Here is a 22,072-nt window from a genome sequence, read left to right as displayed (position 1 = left end):
AATATGGATACAGCACAACAAAAAGGACATCCTAAAGGACTATACCTTTTATTCATGACTGAAATGTGGGAACGTTTCTCTTACTACGGTATGAGAGCAATTTTTATCTTATACATGACGAAAATGCTTCTTATGCCAGATTCTGATGCTTCTAATATCTACGGAAGTTATACAGGTTTGGTATACTTAACACCACTTTTGGGAGGTTATCTTTCTGATAGATTTTTAGGAAACAGAAGAAGTATAGAAATTGGAGGTATATTAATGGCTCTTGGTCAGTTTGCGATGTTTTTTAGTGCTTCGGCTTCAGGTGGTGCTGCTATTTCATTAATGTGGGTAGGTCTTACTTTACTCATCATTGGAAACGGTTTTTTCAAACCAAATATTTCTACAATGGTAGGTCAGTTGTATCCAAAAGGAGACAGAAGAGTAGATGCTGCATTTACCATTTTCTACATGGGAATTAACTTAGGAGCGTTCTTCTCACCATTAATCTGCGGAACTTTAGCCGAAAAAATAGATTTTAAATGGGGCTTTTTAGCAGCTGGAATCGGGATGATTATCGGTTTAATCACTTTCGTAGCTCAAAAAAATAAACTTTTAGTTGATGCAGACAATAATCCCATTGGTTTGCCTACACAGAAATTTGGTGTAAAACAAATAGGAATTGTAATCGCTTCTACCGCTTTGATTTTCTTCTTAATGAATTTCAAAACGATGTTCAATAGCGAATTAGATATTATTGGATATTTAATTTACGGAGCGATGATTGCAATGCCACTCATTATTTTAACAGATAAATCCCTCACAAAAGACGAAAGAGACAGAATTATGGTGATCTTCATTCTGGCATTTTTCGTAATTTTCTTCTGGGGAGCATTCGAACAGGCAGGAGCTTCGCTTACTATTTTTGCAGACAGACAAACAGATAGAACTTTATTCGGTTGGGAAATGCCAGCTTCTTATTTCCAATCAGTAAATCCTTTAGCAATTATCCTTTTAGCACCATTATTTTCTTCACTTTGGTTAAGATTAGGAAACAGAGGATTAGAACCTACTTCTCCTAAAAAAATGGCGATTGGTTTATCTTTAGTAGCTCTTGGTTATGTGGTAATTGCATTTGCAGTTTATGGTTTAGGAGCAATGGATAAAGTATCTATGTTCTGGTTAATCGGTCTTTACGTGATTCACACGATGGGAGAGCTTTGTTTGTCACCAATTGGATTATCAATGGTTTCTAAACTTTCACCCGCTAGATTTTCATCACTATTGATGGGAACTTGGTTCCTAGCAAACGCAGCAGCGAATAAATTTGCAGGAACACTTTCAGCATTAATTCCTGGAGGTGGAGAAGCTGGAGAAGGCGCTGCTACTACTTCTTTCTTAGGTTTCCAAATTGCTAATTTATTTGATTTCTTCTTAGTATTCATCGTAATGTGTGGAGTTGCAGCAGCAGTTCTATTTGTGATGAGTAGATGGTTAGAAAAGAAAATGCACGGCGTAAATTAAAATTATCATAAAACTCACTAAAACCTCTGCAATGTCAGAGGTTTTTTTTATTTTCGTTACATAAATTTTTACAATGGAATTAACTCTCGAACAAATTCAAGATTTTAAAGGCAAATATCCTCGCCAGATTTGGTCACTCTTTTTCTCTGAAATGTGGGAACGTTTCTGCTTCTACGGAATGCGCGGAATGCTTGTGTTATTCATGATTTCTCAACTCAATTTCGGAGACGAACAAGCCAATTTACAATACGGAGCTACTCAAGCTTTCGTATATGCTTTTACTTTCGTAGGCGGACTTTTTGCAGATAAAATCCTTGGTTTTAGAAAATCTTTATTTTGGGGAGGTTTACTGATGATTGTTGGGAGTATTATTTTATCTATAGATCCACATCAGTTTTTCTTTTTAGGAATTGCTTTTACGGTAATTGGAACAGGTTTTTTTAAACCCAATATTTCTACTATGGTAGGGAAACTCTACAAAGCGGGAGATTCTAGAACAGATGCAGGTTTCTCATTGTTTTATGCAGGAATCAACTTAGGCGCTTTATTAGGTGGTTATTTCTGTATCGCTATTGGTAAAGGTGAAATGTTTTCTAGTTTTATTCCAGAAGATAAAAGATGGAACGTAGCTTTCAGTTTGGCAGCTATTGTTATGGTAGTAAGTTTGGTAAATTTTATCTTTACTCAAAGAAGATTAGGACCAATTGGTTTACAGCCTCAAACATTAAATACCGACGGAACTTTTTCACCTATGGCAAAATGGAAAGAATATGGAGTTTATGTCCTTTCTTTGGTTTTTGTACCAATAATTATGACGATGGTTTCTATAACTGAATACACAGATTTGTTTATGTATATAGTAGGTCCATTGACGCTCATTTATCTATTCTATGAAATGACAAAGGTTACACCTGCCGAAAGAAAAAAATTGTGGGCAGCTTTGGTTTTCATTATTTTCTCTATACTTTTCTGGGGGATTTATGAACAAAGTGGCGGTTCTTTGAGCATTTTTGCTGCGAATAATCTAAACAAAGACTTACTAGGATTAGACCCGAATGGAGTTAACAATTCTGGAGGAGCATTTTTCATTATTTTCTTAGCTCCAATTATTGGTTTATTATGGATTTGGCTAAGTGAAAGAAAATTGGAACCGAATACTTTAATCAAATTCGGTTTAGGATTTATCTTTTTAGGATTAGGATATTATGTGCTTTTTGCGACTAAATTTTTCGCGAATCTTCAAGGGATAACTTCTCTGAATATTTTCACAATTGCTTTATTGGTCATTACTTTTGGCGAATTATGCTTATCGCCAATTGGTTTGTCTATTATGACGAAACTTTCTACTGAAAAGTTACAAGGAATGATGATGGGAATGTGGTTTTTGGCTTCAGCTTACGGACAATATGTTGCAGGAATTATTGGCGCAAACATGGCTTCAGCAAAGGAAGGTGCAACCAACTATGAAAAACTGATTACTTACACAGAAGGATATAAAGATTTAGGAATCTATGCTTTAATAGCTGGTTTGGTACTGATTTTGATATCTCCTTTTGTGAAAAAATTAATGCAAGAGGTTCATTAACCACATAAAAACTACTGTATGAAAACTACTTTATCGATGTTATTTCTTTGGGTGTTCAGTTTTTCCTTTTCACAAGTGAATTGGATGACGATGGAACAAGCGTTAACTGCTCAAAAAACCAATCCAAAAAAGATTCTCATCGATTTTTATGCAGATTGGTGTGGACCGTGTAAATTGATGGATAAACAAACCTATTCACATCCTATTATTTCGAAATACATCAATGGGAATTTTTACGCTGTAAAATTCAACGCAGAAGGCAATCAGACGGTTAATTTTTACGATAGAGTTTTTACCAATCCTGATTTTGCTACCAAGGCAAAAAGCAAAAATGCAATGCACCAGTTCGCGAAGTTTATGAATGTGAGTGGCTATCCAGCTTTGGTATTTTTAGACGAAAATGCTCAACCGATTACCAATTTGATGGGATTTTTCTCTGCCAAAGAATTAGAACCTTATATCACACTATTTTCTAAAGACGAATATAAAAACATCAAAACCCGTGAACAATGGGAAAACTACCAGAAGAAGTTTAAATCTAAGATTAAAGAGTGATTCGAGTTATGATTTTTGAAAAATATTTGCGATGAATGAAATAATGAAGCAATCTACAGGATTTATCAATATTTTTATCAATAGGAACGGACTTTAGTCCGTTTTAGAAATCATAAAAATCAATTTGGCTTTAGCCAAAACATAATAAAAAAGACTTTCATTATTGAAGGTCTTTCTTTTTTAGTTTTGAACAAATTTCCTTAATTTCACATCGTAAAACTCACAGTTCACTGCGAAGCAAATTCACCATTGACATTAGACACTTCCATAGAATTTTTAAAAGGAATTGGTACAGAACGTGCCAAGTTGATTGCTAATGTCTTAGATATTAGAACGGTGGAAGATTTTCTGCATTTTTTTCCGATAAGATATTTGGATAAATCGAAAGTCTATAAAATTGCAGACATCAAGGAAGATAATTTAGAAATTCAACTGAAAGGCAGAATCACAGAATTGCAGGAAATTACTTATGCTAAAGGGAAAAAACGACTTTCGGGGAAGTTTACAGACGGAACAGGAACACTGGATTTAGTTTGGTTTCAGTATTCTAATTGGATGAAAGAACAGATTCCCGTAAACCGAGAAATCTATATTTTTGGGAGAGTTCAGGAGTTTAACCACAGTTTTTCTATGCCGCATCCAGAAATTGAATTAGAAGATAAAAAATCGGCAGAAGAAAGACTCAGACCTATTTATCCAAGTTCAGAAAAATTGACGAAACGTGGACTAAACCAGAAATTTTTTCAAACGGTTCAAGCCAACATCATTTCGCAGATTCCTCAGTTAATCGAAGAAAATTTGCCAGTTTCCCTCATGAAATCTCTGAAACTCATGAGTCGTCAACAAGCGTATCTTAACATCCATTTTCCACAAAATGCAGATTTTGCCAAACATGCTGACAGAAGATTGAAATTTGAAGAAGCGTTCTTTTTTCAGTTGGGTTACGGTCTCAAAAAAAATTACAACAAAAGTTTTACGATTGGGAATCCTTTTCCGATAGTAGGCGAAAATTTCAATAATTTTTACGAAAATTTCCTTCCTTTTGAATTGACCAATGCTCAAAAAAGAGTGCTGAAAGAAATCAGAAATGATTTGAAAAAGCCTATCCAAATGAACCGATTATTGCAAGGAGATGTAGGTTCTGGTAAAACGATGGTAGCACTTTTGGCGATGCTTTTGGCGATGGATAATGGTTTCCAAAGTTGTATGATGGCGCCTACAGAAATTTTAGCAACTCAACATTTTAATTCGATTGCAGATTTATTGAAGGAAACGGATGTCAAAGTAAGATTACTCACAGGTTCTACCAAAACTGCCGAAAGAAAAATCATTCACGAAGAATTATTAAACGGTGAACTTTCGATTTTAGTAGGAACTCACGCGGTTTTAGAAGATATTGTTCGGTTCAAAAATTTAGGATTGGCCATCATTGACGAGCAACATAGATTTGGAGTAGCACAACGTGCAAAACTTTGGGCTAAAAATAAAATTGCACCTCATATTTTGGTAATGACGGCAACTCCGATTCCCAGAACTCTAGCGATGAGTTATTACTCCGATTTGGATGTTTCGGTAATTGATGAAATGCCTGTTGGTAGAAAACCCATTATCACAGCTCACCGAAGAGAAAAAGATAGAAATTCTGTTTATGGTTTTGCCAAAGAAGAAATTGCCAAAGGCAGACAAGTGTATTTTTTATATCCATTAATTGAAGAATCTGAAACGCTGGATTATAAAAATTTAATGGAAGGTTTTGAGCATATTTCAGAAATTTTTCCGCTTCCAGATTATAATACCACCATGCTTCACGGGAAAATGAAACCCGATGAAAAAGATGCAGCCATGAATTATTTTGCCAAAGGAAAAGCAGATATTATGGTCGCAACTACCGTAATAGAAGTAGGCGTAAATGTTCCAAATGCTTCAGTAATGGTCATAGAAAGTGCCGAAAGATTTGGACTTTCACAGTTGCACCAGCTTCGTGGTAGAGTAGGAAGAGGAGCAGAACAAAGCTATTGTATTCTGATGACGGGCGATAAACTTTCCGCAGAATCCAGAAAACGCATCAAAACCATGTGCGAAACCAATGACGGTTTTAAAATTTCTGAAGTCGACATGCAATTGCGCGGTCCTGGAGATATTCTGGGAACTCAACAAAGCGGAATGGTAGATTTTAAACGCCTTGATTTGGTAAATGATGGTAATATCATAAAAGCAGCAAAAGAAACTGTAGAACACTTACTAAAAATAGACGGAAATCTACAACTTCCAGAGCATCAAAATCTTAGAAATTACTACGTTAAGCAGTACAAAGGCAAAAATAAATGGGGTAAAATCTCTTAATTTTTTAACCAAAACTTAATAAAAATACCGATGAAATTTTCATCGGTATTTTCTATTATTTTTTAAAATTAATCATCATCTTCATCATAATCATGATGTTCTCTTTTTACGTGATGATGTTTAGAATGTTCTTCATGTTCATAATATTCACGCTCATCATTACTGTTTTCGGTGTAATATTGTGAGTTTTGTGCATAACTCTGGATAGAATTACTTTCTGTATTCACAGTAGTATTAGTCTCAGTTTGTCTACTGCTAGAAGCCAAACTGGTTCCATCTACATTGCTTCTGTTTTTAGTCAATTTCACAATGAGATTCATTGGTGATTTTTCAGAATTTTTGTCAGGGTAGAGCAGCGATTCCCATTCATCTTCTTCCTCATTTTCTCTTTCATTACCTCTTTCATTTACAGGTAAACCGAAAGCAAGGTAGAATAAAATCATCGGTACGCCTAACCAAATTATAGAGAAGATTTTATGAAAAGCATTTGTTTTTGAAGCATCTGCTTGTACGTTTTTGTATCCTGTGAAGATAGAACCCAAAGTTCCTGTTTTTCTGTGAAAAATAGTGTCCGCAAATATTCCTGCTAAATGTGCAAATACAAGAATTAAGAATAGTTTTGCACCAATTTCGTGGCCTTCTTCTACCATTTCTTCAGTAAAAGTAAATCCTAAAAAATGTGCAGATTCTGTAGCCCATAAATAACCTGTAAATGCTGTGAAAATTCCTAAAAACATCATAGAAAACATCACTAAAGATGCTAAAGGATTATGACCTACATACGTTTGATTTTTAGAGAAATAATTTTTAATGAAATCTATTTGTTTAGAAATTCCCATTGGGAAATCTTCAAAATTAGAATATTTTGGTCCAATAATTCCGTAAAGAATTCTGAAAAATAAAATGCCTCCAACTAATGCTCCAAAAGCATAGTGGTAATTCATTTGCCATTCGTTTTCGCCAGTGATATAGGCTACGGTGAATCCTATGGCTAAAAGCCAGTGCGAGATTCTAGTCGTTAAAGACCATATTTTTGTTTTCATTTTTTTTTAATTTTAATGTAATAAGAATGTAAGATTTATCTTTTTTCATTAGAAAAAAGATAAAGTTGATGTAAATCAAAGAATTACAATAAAATTTCTGGAGGTTGAAAAATAGAGTAATGAAACTCAGAAATGAAGTCGTTTTTATAAATGAAAAAGTTCTTATTTTCTGTAAATAAGTGCTTAGGAGTTTCGATTTTTAAAACATTAAGTGATTCTACTACAAAAACGATGGTAGAAAATTGAGTGAAATCTATTTGTTTGAAAGGAAGTTTCTGATCTTGAGCATAATCATTATCCATAACATTTCCACTGAAATAGTGATGGTTAAGAAAATTAACCAATGAGAATTCACCATTTTCTATTCTGTGTTTTACAATATGCTCTACCAAAGTAGGCAATTTGAAAACTTGTCTAAACTCTTGAAAAGAAAATAGATAAACAGAAATGAATAATATGGAAATAAATTTTTTCAACTCAATATTTTAGATATAAAAATTAGGCTAAAGTTAAATTTCATTAAAAATAAAACAATTCAATTTCACTTTAGCCATTAATTTTATGATTATCCTATCACAGAAACGCCAATTAATTTACCGATTCCGAAAGTGATTGCTGCTGCTAATAATCCGAAAATAACTTGTCTGAAACCTGAATACCAAATGCTTTTTCCTGTGAAAAGAGTAATGGCAGAACCTATTAAAAATAAACCAACCGAACTCGAGATAGCACTCGCAATAATTGCTGGAGTTCCTCCTAAAAAGAAAAACGGGAAAAGTGGTAAAATTGCTCCAATTGCAAATAATACGAATGAAGAAATTGCGGCTTCCATGGCAGAACCTTTCAGTTCTTCGGAGTTGATTCCTAATTCTTCTTTTACCAAAAATTGATGTGCAGAATCTTTGTCATTCATGAGTTCTGTTGCCATTTGTGCTGCTTGTTCCGCTGGAATTCCTTTCGCTCTGTAAATCAATTCTATTTCTTTTAATTCTCCTTCAGGGTTTACTTCTAATTCATCCATTTCCAAAGACATCTGGTTTTCGTATAATTCTTTGGAACTCTGTACCGAAATCCATTCTCCTAATGCCATAGACAATGAACCTGCTAAAAGCCCAGCTAAACCTGCGAGCAGTACTTCTTTTTGTCCGCTACTTGCTCCTGCAACTCCCATAATTAATGAAAAGTTGGAAATTAAACCGTCATTTCCTCCTAAAACAGCTGCTCTAAGTGCGTTTCCGCCAACAGAACGATGTCTTTTTTCAAAACGAGAAAGTGCATTTCCGCCGATTTTAGGATTATTTTGAAGAATATTTTCTAAAATTTTCACGTGTGCGGTATCCGAAATAGATGCTTGAGTTTTTGTATTAACTCTGGCTTTTCCAATAGAGCTTGATAGTGATTTTTCGGTATCCATTAAAACCCCTAAAACATAATCATATCCTAGAATTCCTCCAATTTTTTTAAGAATTTTTGCTCTTGTAGAAGGTTTCGGCATGTCTTTTTCAGTCAGTCCTACTTTCTGTAAAAATGCTACTGCTTGAGATTTTTCGATGGCAGACATTTGTGAAAAAATCTCTTTTACGTTTTGGTCTTCTTCTTTCTCTGCTAATAAACCGTACAGAAAAGAAGCGTCTACTTCGGTTTGGATGTTTTTTAAGTTCATTTTGTGATGGTTATTTAAAGGTTATAGCAAATGTAAGATTATGTGCTGATAAACCTTCACTTCTTTTATAAAAACTATATCTGAAATCTACACTTTTAAAAATCTTAGATTCTAAAGGTAAATAATGAAGATTTAACCCAATATTTTGGCTATTAAAACTAGATAAATCATAGTCTGAAGAATAATATTTTTCGCCAGGATTGTGTTGTCCGTAAGGTTTAAAATAATCATTGCTGGTCTGATGATGATATCTGTAAAAAGGACTTAATGAAACAAATGGCGAAACTTTTATCGGGATTTCTAATTGTGCAGTATGTGCTTTGATTCCCCAATCATCAAAGAAATAACGATAATAGGTTCTGAAAATAAATGTTTCGCCCAAGAAATAATTGAGTCTCATTCCTAATGGAATTTTCATTCTTTGCATAGGCAATTTTTCGCTGGAAACCGTATTATTGGTAAAATAAACTCTGTTATAAGGAATAGAAAGTAAACCATCTTGAAATGCAAAATCTGCCAACAATGAAACTTGTAATCTTGGATTGATAATTTGAGAATAGGCAAAATTTACACTATAAGAATTTTTATTCCAAAGTTTGTAATTATCATCGCCTCCTTCATGTTCGTCTTCGTCATCGTCAGCTTTTTTGTTGTTTACTCCTGTATTAACAGGTCTAAGTTCTACTGGTAAAATTTCTAGTCTTTGGTCAAAAAATGCCATTGCTTTTACACTGAACTCAGCATTATTATCTTGAGACGCTTTTACAAAAGAAAGTTCACCACCAATGGATTGATAGTCAAATTCTCGGGAAAAGTATGCTCCAATTCCATAAGTAGTATTTCGTTCTAAATTTTTAGCAAAATAATTAATAGAAGGATAAATTCTCCAACCTACAAATTTAGAAGAAGCACCAGTAACTCCGCTAGTTCCACTAGAAGCAGCAGTTTTGGCACTTATTTTTCCAGAATATATATTGGTAGGGGAACCATCTGGAACATTATTAATTAATTTGGTAGAAGCAGAAGTGTGATGGTCTACTGCTACAGCAACGTCTAGTCTATGTTCATATTTTTGACTGTTTTTAAGTAATCTTACCTGTATAGAATTAGAAATATTGGTCAAAGCTTCATCACCTTTTCCTCCACCAATGGAAGAGTGTTCACCTTCTTGAGTGTAATATCCTGATACAAAGTTAATTTCGTCAATTTTCAGTTTTCTCGCTTCGTAAAGTGAGTCTTTTTCTTGTGCTTTTGATTTTCCAAAGAAACCAAAAGTGATGGCTAGTAAAAGTACGGATACTATGCTTTTTTTCATCGTTAATGATTGTATAGATTCGTAATTTACTTAGTTGCAACCGCAACCGCCACCGTTTTTTCCACCATCTGCACCAGAAGCTGCTTCTCTGTATAAAAGAAAATTATTTTCTGTTTTTGCAGATTTTTTGGTAGAAAGTTGCATTTCACTATCGTTCACATAGTTTTTTTCGTATTCTTTTACAGAAACGCAGTTTTGCACCATTATCGAGACGAAGAATAGTGCAAAAAATACTTTAATAGAGTTCATTTTTATATGATTTTGATGTTTTCTGAGTAATAAATATTGTTATCATCATCTATGATGATGCATTCTATATCTTTCATTTGATTAATCAAAGAAAGTCCAGCTTTTATGCCCATAATCGAAATAGGTGTTGCGAAAGCATCAGAAATTTCTGCGTTTGGACTAATTACTGTTACGCTTTTAATTCCATGAATAGGAAATCCTGTTTTTGGGTCTATGGTATGCGAATATTTTTTGCCATCAATCATCACGAATTTTTCATAATTTCCAGATGTTGCGATGGCTAAATCTGTTACTTCAAGCGTAGAAAATGGCATTCCTGAAAAATCAGGATGCGCAATTCCTATGGTCCAATATTTTCCGTTTTCGGGGATTCCCCAACAAGATAAATCTCCTGAAGCATTGATGATTCCTGCTTTTACGCCAAGACTTTTTAGTAGATTTTTGGCTTTTTCTGCAGCATAGCCTTTTCCAATGCCTCCAAAACCAATTCTCATTCCCTTGTTTTTCAGGAAAACGGTTTTGTGCTCTGCATTGAGTTCTATATTTCTGTAATCAATTAAAGCGATGCTTTTTTGAGCCAAATCTTCATCTGGAAGCGAAGTCATTTCGGTATCAAAATTCCAAAAACGTTTATCAATAGAGCCGTAAGTAATATCAAAAGCTCCCTGAGTAATTTCAGAAATTTTCTTAGACCTTGCGATAATCGAAAAAGTTTCATCACTCACTTTTACAGGTTTTATTCCTGCATTTTCATTGATGAGATTGGTTTCGCTGGTAGATTGATAAGTAGAGAGTAATGCTTCTATTCTAGAAATTTCTTCTACCGCTTTTTTTAGAAAAAAATCTGCTTCTGCATCTGTTTTGGCTTCTACAGTAATTTCAAACCGATTTCCCATCAAAAGTTGGGTCAGTTTTTTTTGCATATTATTTACCAGTAGATTGATTAATTTCTTGAATCATCGTATTTACAGTCGCATTATCAAAACCTTCCCAAGTTTTTAGAATTTTGCCATTAGCATTCAATAAGACCATTTTAGGAAAAACGCCTTGTTTATTGTAAATGTCTGCTAATTCTTTGTTTCTTGTTATGATGTCGGCACTTAATTTCCCTTTTTTTCTAGGGAAATCTGCTTCTACATAGACTAGTTTTTTAGAAATATACTCTTGGAAAACAGGGTCATCAATCACTTTTTTTTGCAGCTTAATACATGGAATGCACCAGTCTGAGCCCGAAAATTTGAGTAGAATACTTTTGTTTTCCTGTTGAGCAGCGTCTTTAATTTGTTGAAACTTGCTAAATTTTTCTTGTGAAAAAACGAATAGGCTGAAGAGTAGTAATATACTGAATATTACCTTTTTAGTTCTCATTTATTTAAATTTTTAATTGTAACGTTGTAAATTGTGTAATTATTATAAAAATGTTTTAGAAAATATTTATTCTTCTACATTTTTAAGTCCCATCAATAGATAATATGCTCCTTTCGTTACAAATTTCTTGTTTTTAGCCTTTTCGTCAAGGTTCAAAATTTCTGTTCTACCATTTTCCGAATTTCCTATGGTTACAGGAAACATTTTATAGGTTTTTGGTTGAATTTCTTCAAAAATATATTGTTTGCCTTCCCAAGTAACTACTGCATCATCTGGAACAGTATTGCCTGTTTCAGTTTGGGTTTCTACTTCTGCATTCATGTAAGTTCCAGGAATTAAACTCTTATCATATTCTATAAAATGACAATGAATAATCACAGATTTGTCTGGCTGAAAATCTCTACCGATTAAAATAACATTAGCGGCGTATTTTTTATCAGGATTTTGATTGGTATAGGCAAAAACTCTTTGGTTCAAAGCAATTTTATTTAAATCTTTTTCAAAAACCTTCAGTGCAAGATGAATATCTCCCGTATTTACTACATCAAAAAGTCTTTCTGTAGGCGAAACATATTGTCCCATTTTCACATTTACACTAGAAATATAACCAGAAACTGGTGATGTAACGGCTACACTTCTTTTGATATTTCCAGCGTTCAAGTTATTTGGATTTATTCCAAGAGCTCTCAGTTTTTCGGCCATTCCTCTCATCAAAATATTTTGATTTTGAGCTTCAGTTTGGGCGAGTTGCATCGCTTTATCTGATGCGGCTTTGCTTTGATTTAATTCACTTTGTCTAGCATAATCTTTTTGTGCGTAACCTAAATTAGATTTTGCCAAAAGATAATCTTGCTGCAACTGAACAATCTGTGGATCTTCTAAAACAGCCAAAGTTTCGCCTTTGTCTACATGCATTCCTGGCATATGACGAATAAAACGCACATAGCCACCACTTGGTGCAGAAACGCTTGCTAAATTCTGTGGCGGAACATCTATCGTTCCATTTAATATAATTTTTGCTGAAATATCTTCGTATCCTAAATTTCCTGTTTCTATACCTGCATTTTTGATTTGGTTAGCGTTTAGTGTAATTTGGTTTTCAGCGGCTACTACTTCAAATTCTTCTTTGGCAGTTTCTTCTTTTTTGCCACAAGAAAAGAGTAGAAGCGTTATCGTTATAATTGAAATTATTTTTTTCATTTTTGATTCATTTTTTGCTTAAAAAAATTAAAATTTTCATTTGATTAAGGATTATTCTCCTCCAATCATTTTAGAAACAATTCTTTTTTTGTTGGTCAATTCGGCAATGGTAATTCCTACAAAATGAAGGACGATGAATCCTGGCATCCAATAAATGGCTAGTTTGTGAATTTCTTCGGCTTTTTCTAAAATATCTTCTCCTGCTAATTCAAATTTTAGCATCATACCTGTTGCAGCTTCTACCGCCACTAAAAAGTAGAAAATAAAATAAATAGTTCCTTGGAATTTTTCTTTTCCAGAAGCCGTTTTAGAAAAAGGATTAGGGAATTTAATGCCTTTTACCAGCATATAAATTATCCTTAAAACAAAAGCAAAAACGAGTACATAAGCAAAGTTAACGTGCCACTCAAACATTGGATTGATAATGGATTTTGCAATAGCACGAACGCTTTCTTCTGGTAATGCTAAACCTTTAGCGGTAAGTTCGTTATTGATAGCAGCAGAAATGGTTTTTCTGCCCATCCAATACATTCTTAAAAATCCAGTGGCTAATAATACTAACATTGAAATTGCGATAACCCAATGTATAATTCTATGTGTTGCGGTAAATTTTTTCATCTTTTAATTAATTTTCGCTTTTCAGCGCGTTTATTTCTATAATAATGTCATTGAGTTCTTTTAATCGATCCGTGTATTTGTTTTCAATTTCAAATGCTTGATTCACTAAAAGAGTCCATTCTAAATAATTGATTTCTCCGTTATAATATTGGTTATTGGCGGTTTTTAAGATGCTTTCGCTGTTTGCCAAACCTGTTTTTTGATAGTAAGAAATCTCGTTCGTTAGTTTTTGATAAAGATTAAAGTTCTGTGTGTATTGATTTTTCAGTTTTAATGAACCCAGCTGATAATTATTTTCAGCGATTTGTTGGTTGATTTTCTGAGCTTCAATCACTGATTTCTGAGCTGAATTAAAAACAGGTAAACCTATTCCGACCATTCCAGAGTGAAATCTTGCCGAACGCTCATAGAATTTATCATCTGCACCAGTTCCGTACATTGACATATTGTTGTATCCAATGTTAAAACTAGGAGTAAGCTTAGATTTTTCAGCCAAAAGTTTAGCGTTTTGAATGTTTTTTTCTTGCTCTAACTGTTTTAAAATAAGTGGATTTCCTGAGAAATTTTCGCCAAGATTGTTAATATCTAAAACAGTGTATTTTTCTTTATCATTTTGATAAAAAGTTCCATCATTGATGAGGAAATTAAATTTCTGCAAAGCAATTTCTCTGTCTTTTTCGAGTGCATTGAGTTGTAATTCTGCTTGACTTCTCAAGTTTTCGGCAGTCGCTTTTTCTAGAAGATTGCTTTCTCCTTTTTTCAGTCTGAGTTCTGCTCTTTTGTAGTACTGAGAAAAGATGCTGTCTGCTTTTTTGAGCAGTTTTTTCTTCTCGTCTAGATATTTTAACTCGTTGTAAATCAAAGAAATTTCTTTTTTTATTAGCCACTTATGAACATCCAATTGTAGCGTAGAATTTTTATATTCTTCTGCTAAAACTTTCTTCTGACTGTTGTAAAATTTTGGCAATCTAATCGTTTGAGAAACCGAAAATTTATTGTCAACATAAGCTGAATTCATTTGCCCGATTTCTCCTGAAATCATCAATGGGTCAATAACGGTAGCAGAACGTTGCATTTTTTCTTGGTATTGTACCTTTAATGTTCCGTCTTTGATGGCTAAGTTATTGTTCAGGGCTTTATTGATAGCACTTTCTAGTGAAATAGGAGTTTGTGAAAATCCCATTCCAAAAATTAGAAAAGTGAATATTTTTAAAAATTTATCTTTCATTTTAAATTAATTTTAACGCAAAGAGCGCGAAGATTTTTTTTAATATGTTATAGAATAGTTTAAGAACGCAAAGGATCATCTAAATTTATTAATTTTCATCCTTCATCTTTCATCTTTCATTATAACTGATAACCATCTTCGTCATCACTCATTTCATGTAAATTTCTACGTGTATCTTGGAAGTGTTTTTCGAACCAAATGTACATTACAGGTAATAGATAAAGAGTAAGGTAAGTGGCTAATAATAAACCACCAATTACAACTGTAGCGAGAGGTCTCTGCACTTCTGCACCTTCACCTGTAGAAATTGCCATTGGCAAAAATCCTAAAGATGCAACAAATGCAGTCATTAAAACGGGTCTTAATCTCGTTCTACCACCTATGATTACTGCAGTTTTTAAATCTGGTTGTATTGTTTTTTGGCGGTTAAATTCCGAAATAAGAACGATACCATTTAAAACCGCAACCCCAAATAATGCGATGAAACCTACTCCAGCAGAAATACTAAAATTCATATCTCTTAACCAGAGTGAGAGGATTCCTCCAATCGCAGAAAGCGGAATGGCAGAGAAGATGAGCAATCCGTATTTTACGGAATTAAACGCAAAATACAGCATCAATAAAATTAATAACAAACTCACCGGAACGGCTATTGCTAAACGTGATTTTGCTTGTTGAAGATTTTCAAAAGTACCACCATATTTTATGGAATAACCAGCAGGAAGTTTCAATTGTTTTTCTACATTTTGTTGTAAATCTTCTACCGTAGACTGTATATCTCGGTTTCTAACATTGAAGCCAACGATGATTCTTCGCTGAGCATTTTCACGCTGAATTTGGTTAATACTTTCTTTTAATTCTACATTGGCAACTGTACTGAGTGGAATTTCAATTCCAGAAGGAGTAGAAATGAGTAAGTTGTTTACATCATCTACATTTTTTCTTTGGGTTCCGTCTAAACGAACCACCAAATCAAATTTCTTTTCTCCTTCGAATACAGAGCCTGTAGCTTGTCCTGCAAAAGCAGTATTCACGATATTATTTACATCACTTACGTTTAGCCCAAACTGTGACATGGCTTCACGTTTGTAAGTAATTACAATCTGTGGCATTCCTGAAACGGGCTCTACATAAATGTTTTGTGCGCCTTCAATTTTTTTAGAAATCTGACCTAATTTTTCAGCATAAACTTTTAAGGTGTCAAGATTTTCTCCAAAAATTTTACAAACTACGTCTTGTCTTGCTCCTGTCATTAATTCGTTAAATCTCATTGCAACAGGATATTGGAAAGAGTAAGTCACGCCAATCATATTTTTCTTCAATTCGGCGGACATTTTTTCTGAAAGTTCATCATAAGTTTTTGCAGAAGTCCATTCAGCACGAGGTTTTAAGATAATCATCATGTCACTCGCGTCAATTGGCATAGGATCGGTTGGGATTTCGGAGCTTCCTGTTTTCCCTACAATTTTTTCAATTTCCGGGAATTTTTTCATTAAAATCTGTGATGACTTTTGAACAGCATCTGTAGAAGTTTTCAGATTACTGCCTGGTAAAACTCTGGTGTCTACTGCAAAATCTCCTTCAGGAAGACTAGGAATAAATTCTCCGCCTAATCTGGTCATTATAAAGACTGCAAAGAAAAATACACCAACAATTCCGAAGAATATTAAATTAGGAATTTTTAAAACTCTTTCTAATGATTTATCGTAGTTTTTCTCAATTTTTTCAATCATTTTATCCGAAATGGTCTTCTTATTGTCAATTTTTTTAGACAAAACAAGAGAGCTCATCATTGGGATATAGGTCAAAGAAAGAATAAATGCTCCCAATAATGCAAAAATTACGGTTTGCGCCATCGGAATAAACATTTTGCCTTCTACGCCTTCTAAAGTGAGAATTGGTAAGTAAACGATAAGGATAATGATTTGTCCAAACACCGCCGAATTCATCATTTTGCTGGAAGAAGTATAGACTTCGTCATCCATCATGGTTTGAGAAATGCTTTGATTTTGATAGATTTTCAAGTGTTGTAATCTATGCAAAACTGCTTCTACAATAATGACGGCACCATCTACAATTAATCCGAAATCTAATGCGCCTAGACTCATTAAATTCCCTGAAACTCCAAAAATATTCATCATAATGATGGCAAAAAGCATGGAGAGCGGAATGACAGAAGCGACCAAAAATCCAGCACGCAGATTTCCGAGGAATAATACCAATACGAAAACTACAATTAGTGCACCTTCTAAAAGGTTTTTCTCAACTGTTCCGATCGCATTATTTACCATTTTGGTTCGGTCTAAGAATGCATCGATTTTTACGCCTTCTGGTAATGTTTTTTGGATTTCTTCTATTCTTGTTTTTACTTTTTTAATGACTTCGTTTGAGTTTTCTCCTTTCATCATCATCACCACAGCTCCTGCAACTTCTTCTTCTCCGTTGTAAGTCATTGCGCCGTATCTGATGGCTTTTCCGTATTGTACGGTTCCAATATTTTTAATCAAAATTGGAGTTCCGTCTTCTAAATTTTTTACTACAGTATTCTCAATATCTGTAATTTTTCCCATTAATCCTTCTGTTCTGATGAAAAGAACACTCGGACCTTTTTCTATATAAGCGCCACCAGTATTTTGATTGTTTTTTTGTAATGCATCAAAAACTTCGGTCATGGTTACACCCATAGATTTCAGTTGAGATGGATTTACGGCAACTTCATATTGCTTTAAATCTCCACCAAAACTCGCTACATCTGCAACTCCTTCTGTTCCCAATAATTGTCTACGAACAATCCAATCTTGAATGGTTCTGAGTTGCATCGCATTGTAACGGTGTTCATAACCTTTTTTCGGGCGAACAACATATTGATAAATTTCTCCTAAACCTGTAGAAATTGGAGCCATAGAAGGCGTTCCCAAACTGGTAGGAATGTCTTTAGAAACTTGCTGAAGCCTTTCTGCAACTTGTTGACGTGCCCAATGTAAATCTACTTCATCTTTAAAAACAATAGTGATTACAGAAAGCCCGAAACGCGAAAAACTACGCATTTGTTTAATTCCTGCAATGTTATTATTGGCTTGTTCTAGTGGAAAAGTGATGAATCTTTCTACATCTGGTGCTCCCAAACTTGGGGAAACGGTAATAATCTGTACCTGATTGTCTGTAATATCGGGTACCGCATCGATAGGTAATTTTCTTACCTCAAATATTCCATAAATGATTAATCCAAGCGTGAATAAAGCAATAATCAGTTTATTCTTGATGGAAAATTCTATGATTTTGTTAAGCATTTTAATTTAATTTATAGAGTGAAACGTCTCAAAACCAAATAGTAATGAGTTTTCTATACCAATAAATTAAATCAGCTCTGGCGGTTGAAAAAATGAAAGTAAATGTGGATTGATAAAACTTTCAGTGTAATGAAAGTTCTGGTTTTTTTCTTCAAAAAACTTTTTAGTTTGAGTTAAATTCAGCTCAAAAGATTTTGGTAAATCTTGGATTGCAAAGCTAACGGAAGAAATTTCATGGGCTTTAAAAGGCAGTTTCATGTCTTTTTCATAGTCACTGTCTTTTTGGCTACCACTTAAATAATGAAGCGCGATAAACCCAATAATACTGATGTTTTTATTTTCAGATTTATGTTCCTGATAATGTTCGATTAATGCAGGGATTTTCAATACTTCTTTTACCTCTGTAAAACTAAAGAGGTAAATTGTTAAGAGAAATATTGAAAAATGTCTTTTCATCTAAATATTTCACAAAGTTAGTGAAAAAATTAATAGAGAATGTCTATGACATGTTAAAGATATAATAATTTATGCATTCCATTCCATCAAGTAATCATCCATTACGAAGCCATTTCCAATGTCAAAAACGCCTTCTTCATAGACTTTGAAGCCTTGAGAAAGATAAAAATGATAAGATGGATTTTGCTTATTTACGGCAAGGATAATTCTTTGGTCGCCAACTTCTTGAATTTGATTTTTTAGAAATTGAATGGCTTCTTTTCCGAGACCTTTTCCTTTTCCTTCTTCGGTAATGTAGATTCTATGCAGTTTAGTAGTGTTGAGTTCATAATGATTTTCGAAGCCCATAATTCCATAGAAATTTTCTGCATCACCCAAAAGATAATAATGATAATTGGGATTATTAAATTGACGGGTGATTTCTTCTTCCGAATACATTAAATCCAGCATAAAATCTATTTGTTCATGAGAAATAATTCCCGGATAGTGACTTCGCCAAGATTTTTGCGCTAAATCTTGAATTAAAGGAATGTCTTTTATGGTGGCTTTTGTGATCATTTTTTGAGTTCAGTAAAAAGTTGTTCTAATTCTTGATGCGGAATAGAAGTGTATTCGTTTTGATGAACTAATTTTTTGGCAAAATTGATTCTGTCATTCGTAATAGGATGTGTAGAAAGGATTTTAGGAATTTCTAGGCCTTCCTTTTCCTTTAAAATCGAAAAAAGTTCTTCTAAACCTTTAGGATTGATTTTATTTTTTCTTAGAATCTGATAACTTCCAGCATCAGAAGATTCTTCAAAATCTCTAGAATAAGATAGATTGTTCAATTGATTGGCATTATCTGCAATAGTAGACATAATTCCGTTTACATCGCCAGTTACAGCAGAAACAATGATGTAGCCAGAAATAGCTCTGGAAAGAATTTTGATACTGTGTCTTTCTTTCACGTGAGTAGCTTCGTGACCAAGAAGTGCAGCTAACTGCTCATAATTAGAGATTTTATCTAAAATTCCTGAATGCACCAAGATGGTTCCGTTTGGCAAAGCATAAGCGTTGACTTCGCTGTCATTCACTACTTTGAAAGTCAGTTTTCTGGAAGTTTCAAAATCGATATTTGAAGCAAATTCTTGGAGGATTCTTGATTTTTTTTGGTCAATTACAAGAATACTTTCCATCTGGTTGTATTGAGAATCTCCTATTTTATTGTCAAATTCTACAGGCGTGATTTCGGTAACACGTTCACTCATCCAAGGAATTACAAAAACATAAAATAAAGCAATCGCAGCAACTACGGTAACAGTGGCAATTGCATAGAATTTAAATCCTAAATCTAGAATGTTTTGATACCAAGAAATGTTTCGAGATTTTTTAGCAGATTGGTAAATAAGATTGATAACATAAGGATTGTCTATTCTCAAACTCTCTGCATGATTCTCTTTTCTAGTAATGTAGAGTGTATCGCTATTTTTTTCAAAAGAAACCTCCTCGAAATTCCAATTGAGTTTTCGATTATTATAAAAAAAGGAAATTTTTTTTTCGGGCCATATTTCTAACTCTACATCATAGGGTTTAGAAGTATGGCCGTCAAAATATTTACCATATGCTTTAGTAAAACTCATTTAGATGACTCCGCTTAAATCCATTACATCTAATGCTTCGTCTCCGAAAGCGTTTTTGTATTCTGCTTCAGTCTGTTGAATCGCGTCTAAATCGATATCGCCATAAATCTGAAGTTTAGAAAACAATGTAGTTAACGTTCTCACTTCTGCAAAAGCATAACCTAAACCTAATGTGAAAACAATAATAATTAAATTGATAATTAATAATTCAAAAATATCTCCTGCACTAAGGTGAGATTTGAATTTAACCTTTTTATCGTTGTGATGAAGACTTAAATGGTCAAAATAAAAGTTAATGATGTCTCTTTGGAACCAAAAACTGTAAATTCCTAGCGTAATATAGGTTAAAATTACTCCTTTAAGATTAAGGAAAAAATAATCATCACCATTTGCTTGATGTTTAAATGATGCGCTCCCAAATTTTACATTGCTCAAAGTATAATTTCTAAGGTGAATCGTCATCCAAGAGCTATAAATCCCAAAGGTAAGTATGGTCAAAAATAAATCTCTGAAATACATTTTTACCAAAGTGCTTCTGTCTCCTCTGTATCCAAATCTTATTCCTCTCCATGAAGTTCTAGACATTCTATATCTGTAAAATCCGTGAATAGCAAAAGGAATAATTCCTAAAATAAAAGCATAGAATAAAAGAAGAATTATCGCAGAAAGTGCCGCGTTTTGCGATTGTGCAGCAAATAAAAATGCTAAATACAAGAATAAAAACATTCCAAATACTTTAATAAAACCTATGAACATTTCTTTTCCTGTTCCAGAAAATTGAAATCTGTCATTTTCTAGGTAAGTGTTCGCGTACAAATATTTAAGGGTTCTTTCTTTTGCCCAAGGATAATATAATCCCAAAGTAATAACGGTCAATAGCCAGTTGATAACAACTACGCCAAAAAATTCGCTTCCTTTTCCTCTGAAAGAAGAAGAGTAGTTTCTCATGTCAGTTTTCTCCATAAAAGTTTTCTTAGTTTATATAGTTATGATTGTTTTTTTTATAAAAGTTGAGACGCGAAAAAATCGCGCCTCAATATAGTAAAAAATTGTTTTTCTGATTAAATTTTTGCCATTTCTGCTTTTATTTTGGCTTGTAAACCTTCAGAAGCAGCAACTAGAGGCAATCTTAAGTAGTTTTTGATGATTCCTTTCTCTGCTAAAACGGTTTTAATTCCGCAAGGATTTCCTTCAGCAAAAATAAGTCTGGTGATTTCTACCAATTTGTTATGAATTTCATAAGCTTCTTTTACTTTTCCTTCGAAAGCAAGTTGTACCATTGTAGAAAATTCCTTAGGATAACCTTGTCCAATTACAGAAATTACACCGTCTCCACCTGCTAAAGTTACCGGAAGCGTATATTCATCATCTCCAGAAACTAAAGAGAAATTTGCAGGTTTTTTTCTTAAAATATCAAAATATTGTAAGATGTTTGGTGCAGCTTCTTTAATCATAAAAAGATTAGGGAATTCATTCGCTAAACGCAATGTGGTAGAAGCCTCTATGTTTTGACCAGTTCTTCCCGGAACGTTGTAAATAATAATTTGTTTTCCTGTAGAAGCTAGCATTTTATAATGCTGATAAAGTCCTTCTTGGTTGGGTTTGTTATAGTAAGGAGATACCGATAAAACCGCATCGAAATCCGTTAAATCTGCTTCTTCAATTTGTTTTTTAACTTCTAGAGTATTGTTTCCACCGATTCCTAAAACCAATGGCAAACGTTTATTATTAATCTTTATAACGTGTTTTATAACTTCTTGTTTTTCTGCTGCAGAAAGAGTAGCAGCTTCTGCTGTGGTTCCTAGAACTACTAAATAATTGGTGCCATTTTCGATGTTGTATTCTACTAATCTCGTTAGCGAATCAAAATCTACTGATAAATCTTCGTTGAAAGGTGTTACTAATGCTACACCTACTCCTTTTAAGTTACTCATTGTTAAATTGTGTTATAAAAATTAATTTGTTCAAAATTAGTGAAAAATTTTTTTTCAGGAGCAAGAAGTTTAGTAATTCTCATCACTTTTGGTCCCG

At 33.5% G+C, this 22,072-nt stretch carries 20 protein-coding genes; 4 read left to right on the top strand and 16 right to left on the bottom strand.

Annotated features, from left to right (window positions below; genetic code table 11):
* Positions 1-3: 3 nt before the first annotated feature.
* The 4 genes from ACT53I_RS07370 (at position 4) to recG (ending at position 5,992) form a co-directional block, all read left to right on the top strand.
* Complete coding sequence (locus ACT53I_RS07370) at positions 4-1,509, top strand: peptide MFS transporter (protein ID WP_476079094.1); 1,506 nt, start codon at positions 4-6, stop codon at positions 1,507-1,509.
* Positions 1,510-1,582: 73 nt separating this feature from the next.
* Positions 1,583-3,094 carry a peptide MFS transporter gene (locus ACT53I_RS07365; RefSeq protein WP_476079093.1) on the top strand — a complete coding sequence of 504 codons (1,512 nt, stop codon included), beginning with the start codon at positions 1,583-1,585 and terminating at the stop codon, positions 3,092-3,094.
* An 18-nt stretch (positions 3,095-3,112) separates the two neighbouring features.
* The gene (locus ACT53I_RS07360; protein WP_476079092.1) at positions 3,113-3,649 is read left to right on the top strand and encodes a thioredoxin family protein; all 537 of its coding nucleotides are present in this window, start codon (positions 3,113-3,115) and stop codon (positions 3,647-3,649) included.
* Between the two features lie 249 nt (positions 3,650-3,898).
* Positions 3,899-5,992 carry an ATP-dependent DNA helicase RecG gene (gene recG / locus ACT53I_RS07355; protein ID WP_476079091.1) on the top strand — a complete coding sequence of 698 codons (2,094 nt, stop codon included), beginning with the start codon at positions 3,899-3,901 and terminating at the stop codon, positions 5,990-5,992.
* A gap of 68 nt (positions 5,993-6,060) precedes the next feature.
* Here the strand turns inward: recG and ACT53I_RS07350 are convergent, their stop codons facing one another.
* The 16 genes from ACT53I_RS07350 to dapA all read right to left on the bottom strand — a co-directional run bounded on the left by ACT53I_RS07350 (position 6,061) and on the right by dapA (position 21,975).
* Complete coding sequence (locus ACT53I_RS07350) at positions 6,061-7,035, bottom strand: cytochrome b/b6 domain-containing protein (protein ID WP_476079090.1); 975 nt, start codon at positions 7,033-7,035, stop codon at positions 6,061-6,063.
* An 83-nt stretch (positions 7,036-7,118) separates the two neighbouring features.
* Positions 7,119-7,511 carry a hypothetical protein gene (locus ACT53I_RS07345; protein WP_476079088.1) on the bottom strand — a complete coding sequence of 131 codons (393 nt, stop codon included), beginning with the start codon at positions 7,509-7,511 and terminating at the stop codon, positions 7,119-7,121.
* An 89-nt stretch (positions 7,512-7,600) separates the two neighbouring features.
* Complete coding sequence (locus ACT53I_RS07340; RefSeq protein WP_476079087.1) at positions 7,601-8,698, bottom strand: VIT1/CCC1 transporter family protein; 1,098 nt, start codon at positions 8,696-8,698, stop codon at positions 7,601-7,603.
* Between the two features lie 10 nt (positions 8,699-8,708).
* The gene (locus ACT53I_RS07335) at positions 8,709-10,013 is read right to left on the bottom strand and encodes a DUF3570 domain-containing protein (RefSeq protein WP_476079086.1); all 1,305 of its coding nucleotides are present in this window, start codon (positions 10,011-10,013) and stop codon (positions 8,709-8,711) included.
* A 30-nt stretch (positions 10,014-10,043) separates the two neighbouring features.
* Positions 10,044-10,262, bottom strand: coding sequence for a DUF4266 domain-containing protein (locus ACT53I_RS07330; protein WP_104793350.1), 219 nt, complete (start codon positions 10,260-10,262; stop codon positions 10,044-10,046).
* Between the two features lie 2 nt (positions 10,263-10,264).
* A complete protein-coding gene (locus tag ACT53I_RS07325) occupies positions 10,265-11,185 on the bottom strand; it encodes an FAD:protein FMN transferase (RefSeq protein ID WP_476079085.1) in 921 nt (306 codons plus the stop codon).
* A gap of 1 nt (position 11,186) precedes the next feature.
* On the bottom strand, positions 11,187-11,630 hold the full coding sequence (locus ACT53I_RS07320) for a thioredoxin family protein (RefSeq protein ID WP_476079084.1): 444 nt from the start codon (positions 11,628-11,630) through the stop codon (positions 11,187-11,189).
* Positions 11,631-11,696: 66 nt separating this feature from the next.
* Entirely contained in the window at positions 11,697-12,830 is a 1,134-nt protein-coding gene (locus ACT53I_RS07315; RefSeq protein ID WP_476079083.1) for an efflux RND transporter periplasmic adaptor subunit, read from the bottom strand.
* 51 nt (positions 12,831-12,881) lie between these two features.
* Positions 12,882-13,448: a cytochrome b/b6 domain-containing protein gene (locus ACT53I_RS07310; RefSeq protein WP_476079082.1), complete on the bottom strand. Its 567-nt coding sequence runs from the start codon at positions 13,446-13,448 to the stop codon at positions 12,882-12,884.
* 7 nt (positions 13,449-13,455) lie between these two features.
* Entirely contained in the window at positions 13,456-14,676 is a 1,221-nt protein-coding gene (locus ACT53I_RS07305) for a TolC family protein (protein ID WP_476079081.1), read from the bottom strand.
* A 119-nt stretch (positions 14,677-14,795) separates the two neighbouring features.
* Positions 14,796-17,966, bottom strand: coding sequence for an efflux RND transporter permease subunit (locus ACT53I_RS07300; protein WP_476079080.1), 3,171 nt, complete (start codon positions 17,964-17,966; stop codon positions 14,796-14,798).
* A 66-nt stretch (positions 17,967-18,032) separates the two neighbouring features.
* Complete coding sequence (locus ACT53I_RS07295) at positions 18,033-18,422, bottom strand: hypothetical protein (RefSeq protein ID WP_476079079.1); 390 nt, start codon at positions 18,420-18,422, stop codon at positions 18,033-18,035.
* Between the two features lie 69 nt (positions 18,423-18,491).
* A complete protein-coding gene (locus ACT53I_RS07290; protein WP_476079078.1) occupies positions 18,492-18,980 on the bottom strand; it encodes a GNAT family N-acetyltransferase in 489 nt (162 codons plus the stop codon).
* Positions 18,977-20,041, bottom strand: coding sequence for a M48 family metallopeptidase (locus ACT53I_RS07285; RefSeq protein WP_476079077.1), 1,065 nt, complete (start codon positions 20,039-20,041; stop codon positions 18,977-18,979). The genes ACT53I_RS07290 and ACT53I_RS07285 overlap by 4 nt, the downstream gene beginning before the upstream one ends.
* A complete protein-coding gene (locus tag ACT53I_RS07280; protein WP_476079076.1) occupies positions 20,042-21,004 on the bottom strand; it encodes a YjgN family protein in 963 nt (320 codons plus the stop codon).
* Between the two features lie 98 nt (positions 21,005-21,102).
* The gene (gene dapA / locus ACT53I_RS07275; RefSeq protein WP_371487424.1) at positions 21,103-21,975 is read right to left on the bottom strand and encodes a 4-hydroxy-tetrahydrodipicolinate synthase; all 873 of its coding nucleotides are present in this window, start codon (positions 21,973-21,975) and stop codon (positions 21,103-21,105) included.
* Positions 21,976-22,072: the final 97 nt, after the last annotated feature.

Source organism: Cloacibacterium sp. DMC96 (assembly GCF_056313765.1).
This window is presented reverse-complemented; position numbering and strand designations above follow the sequence as displayed.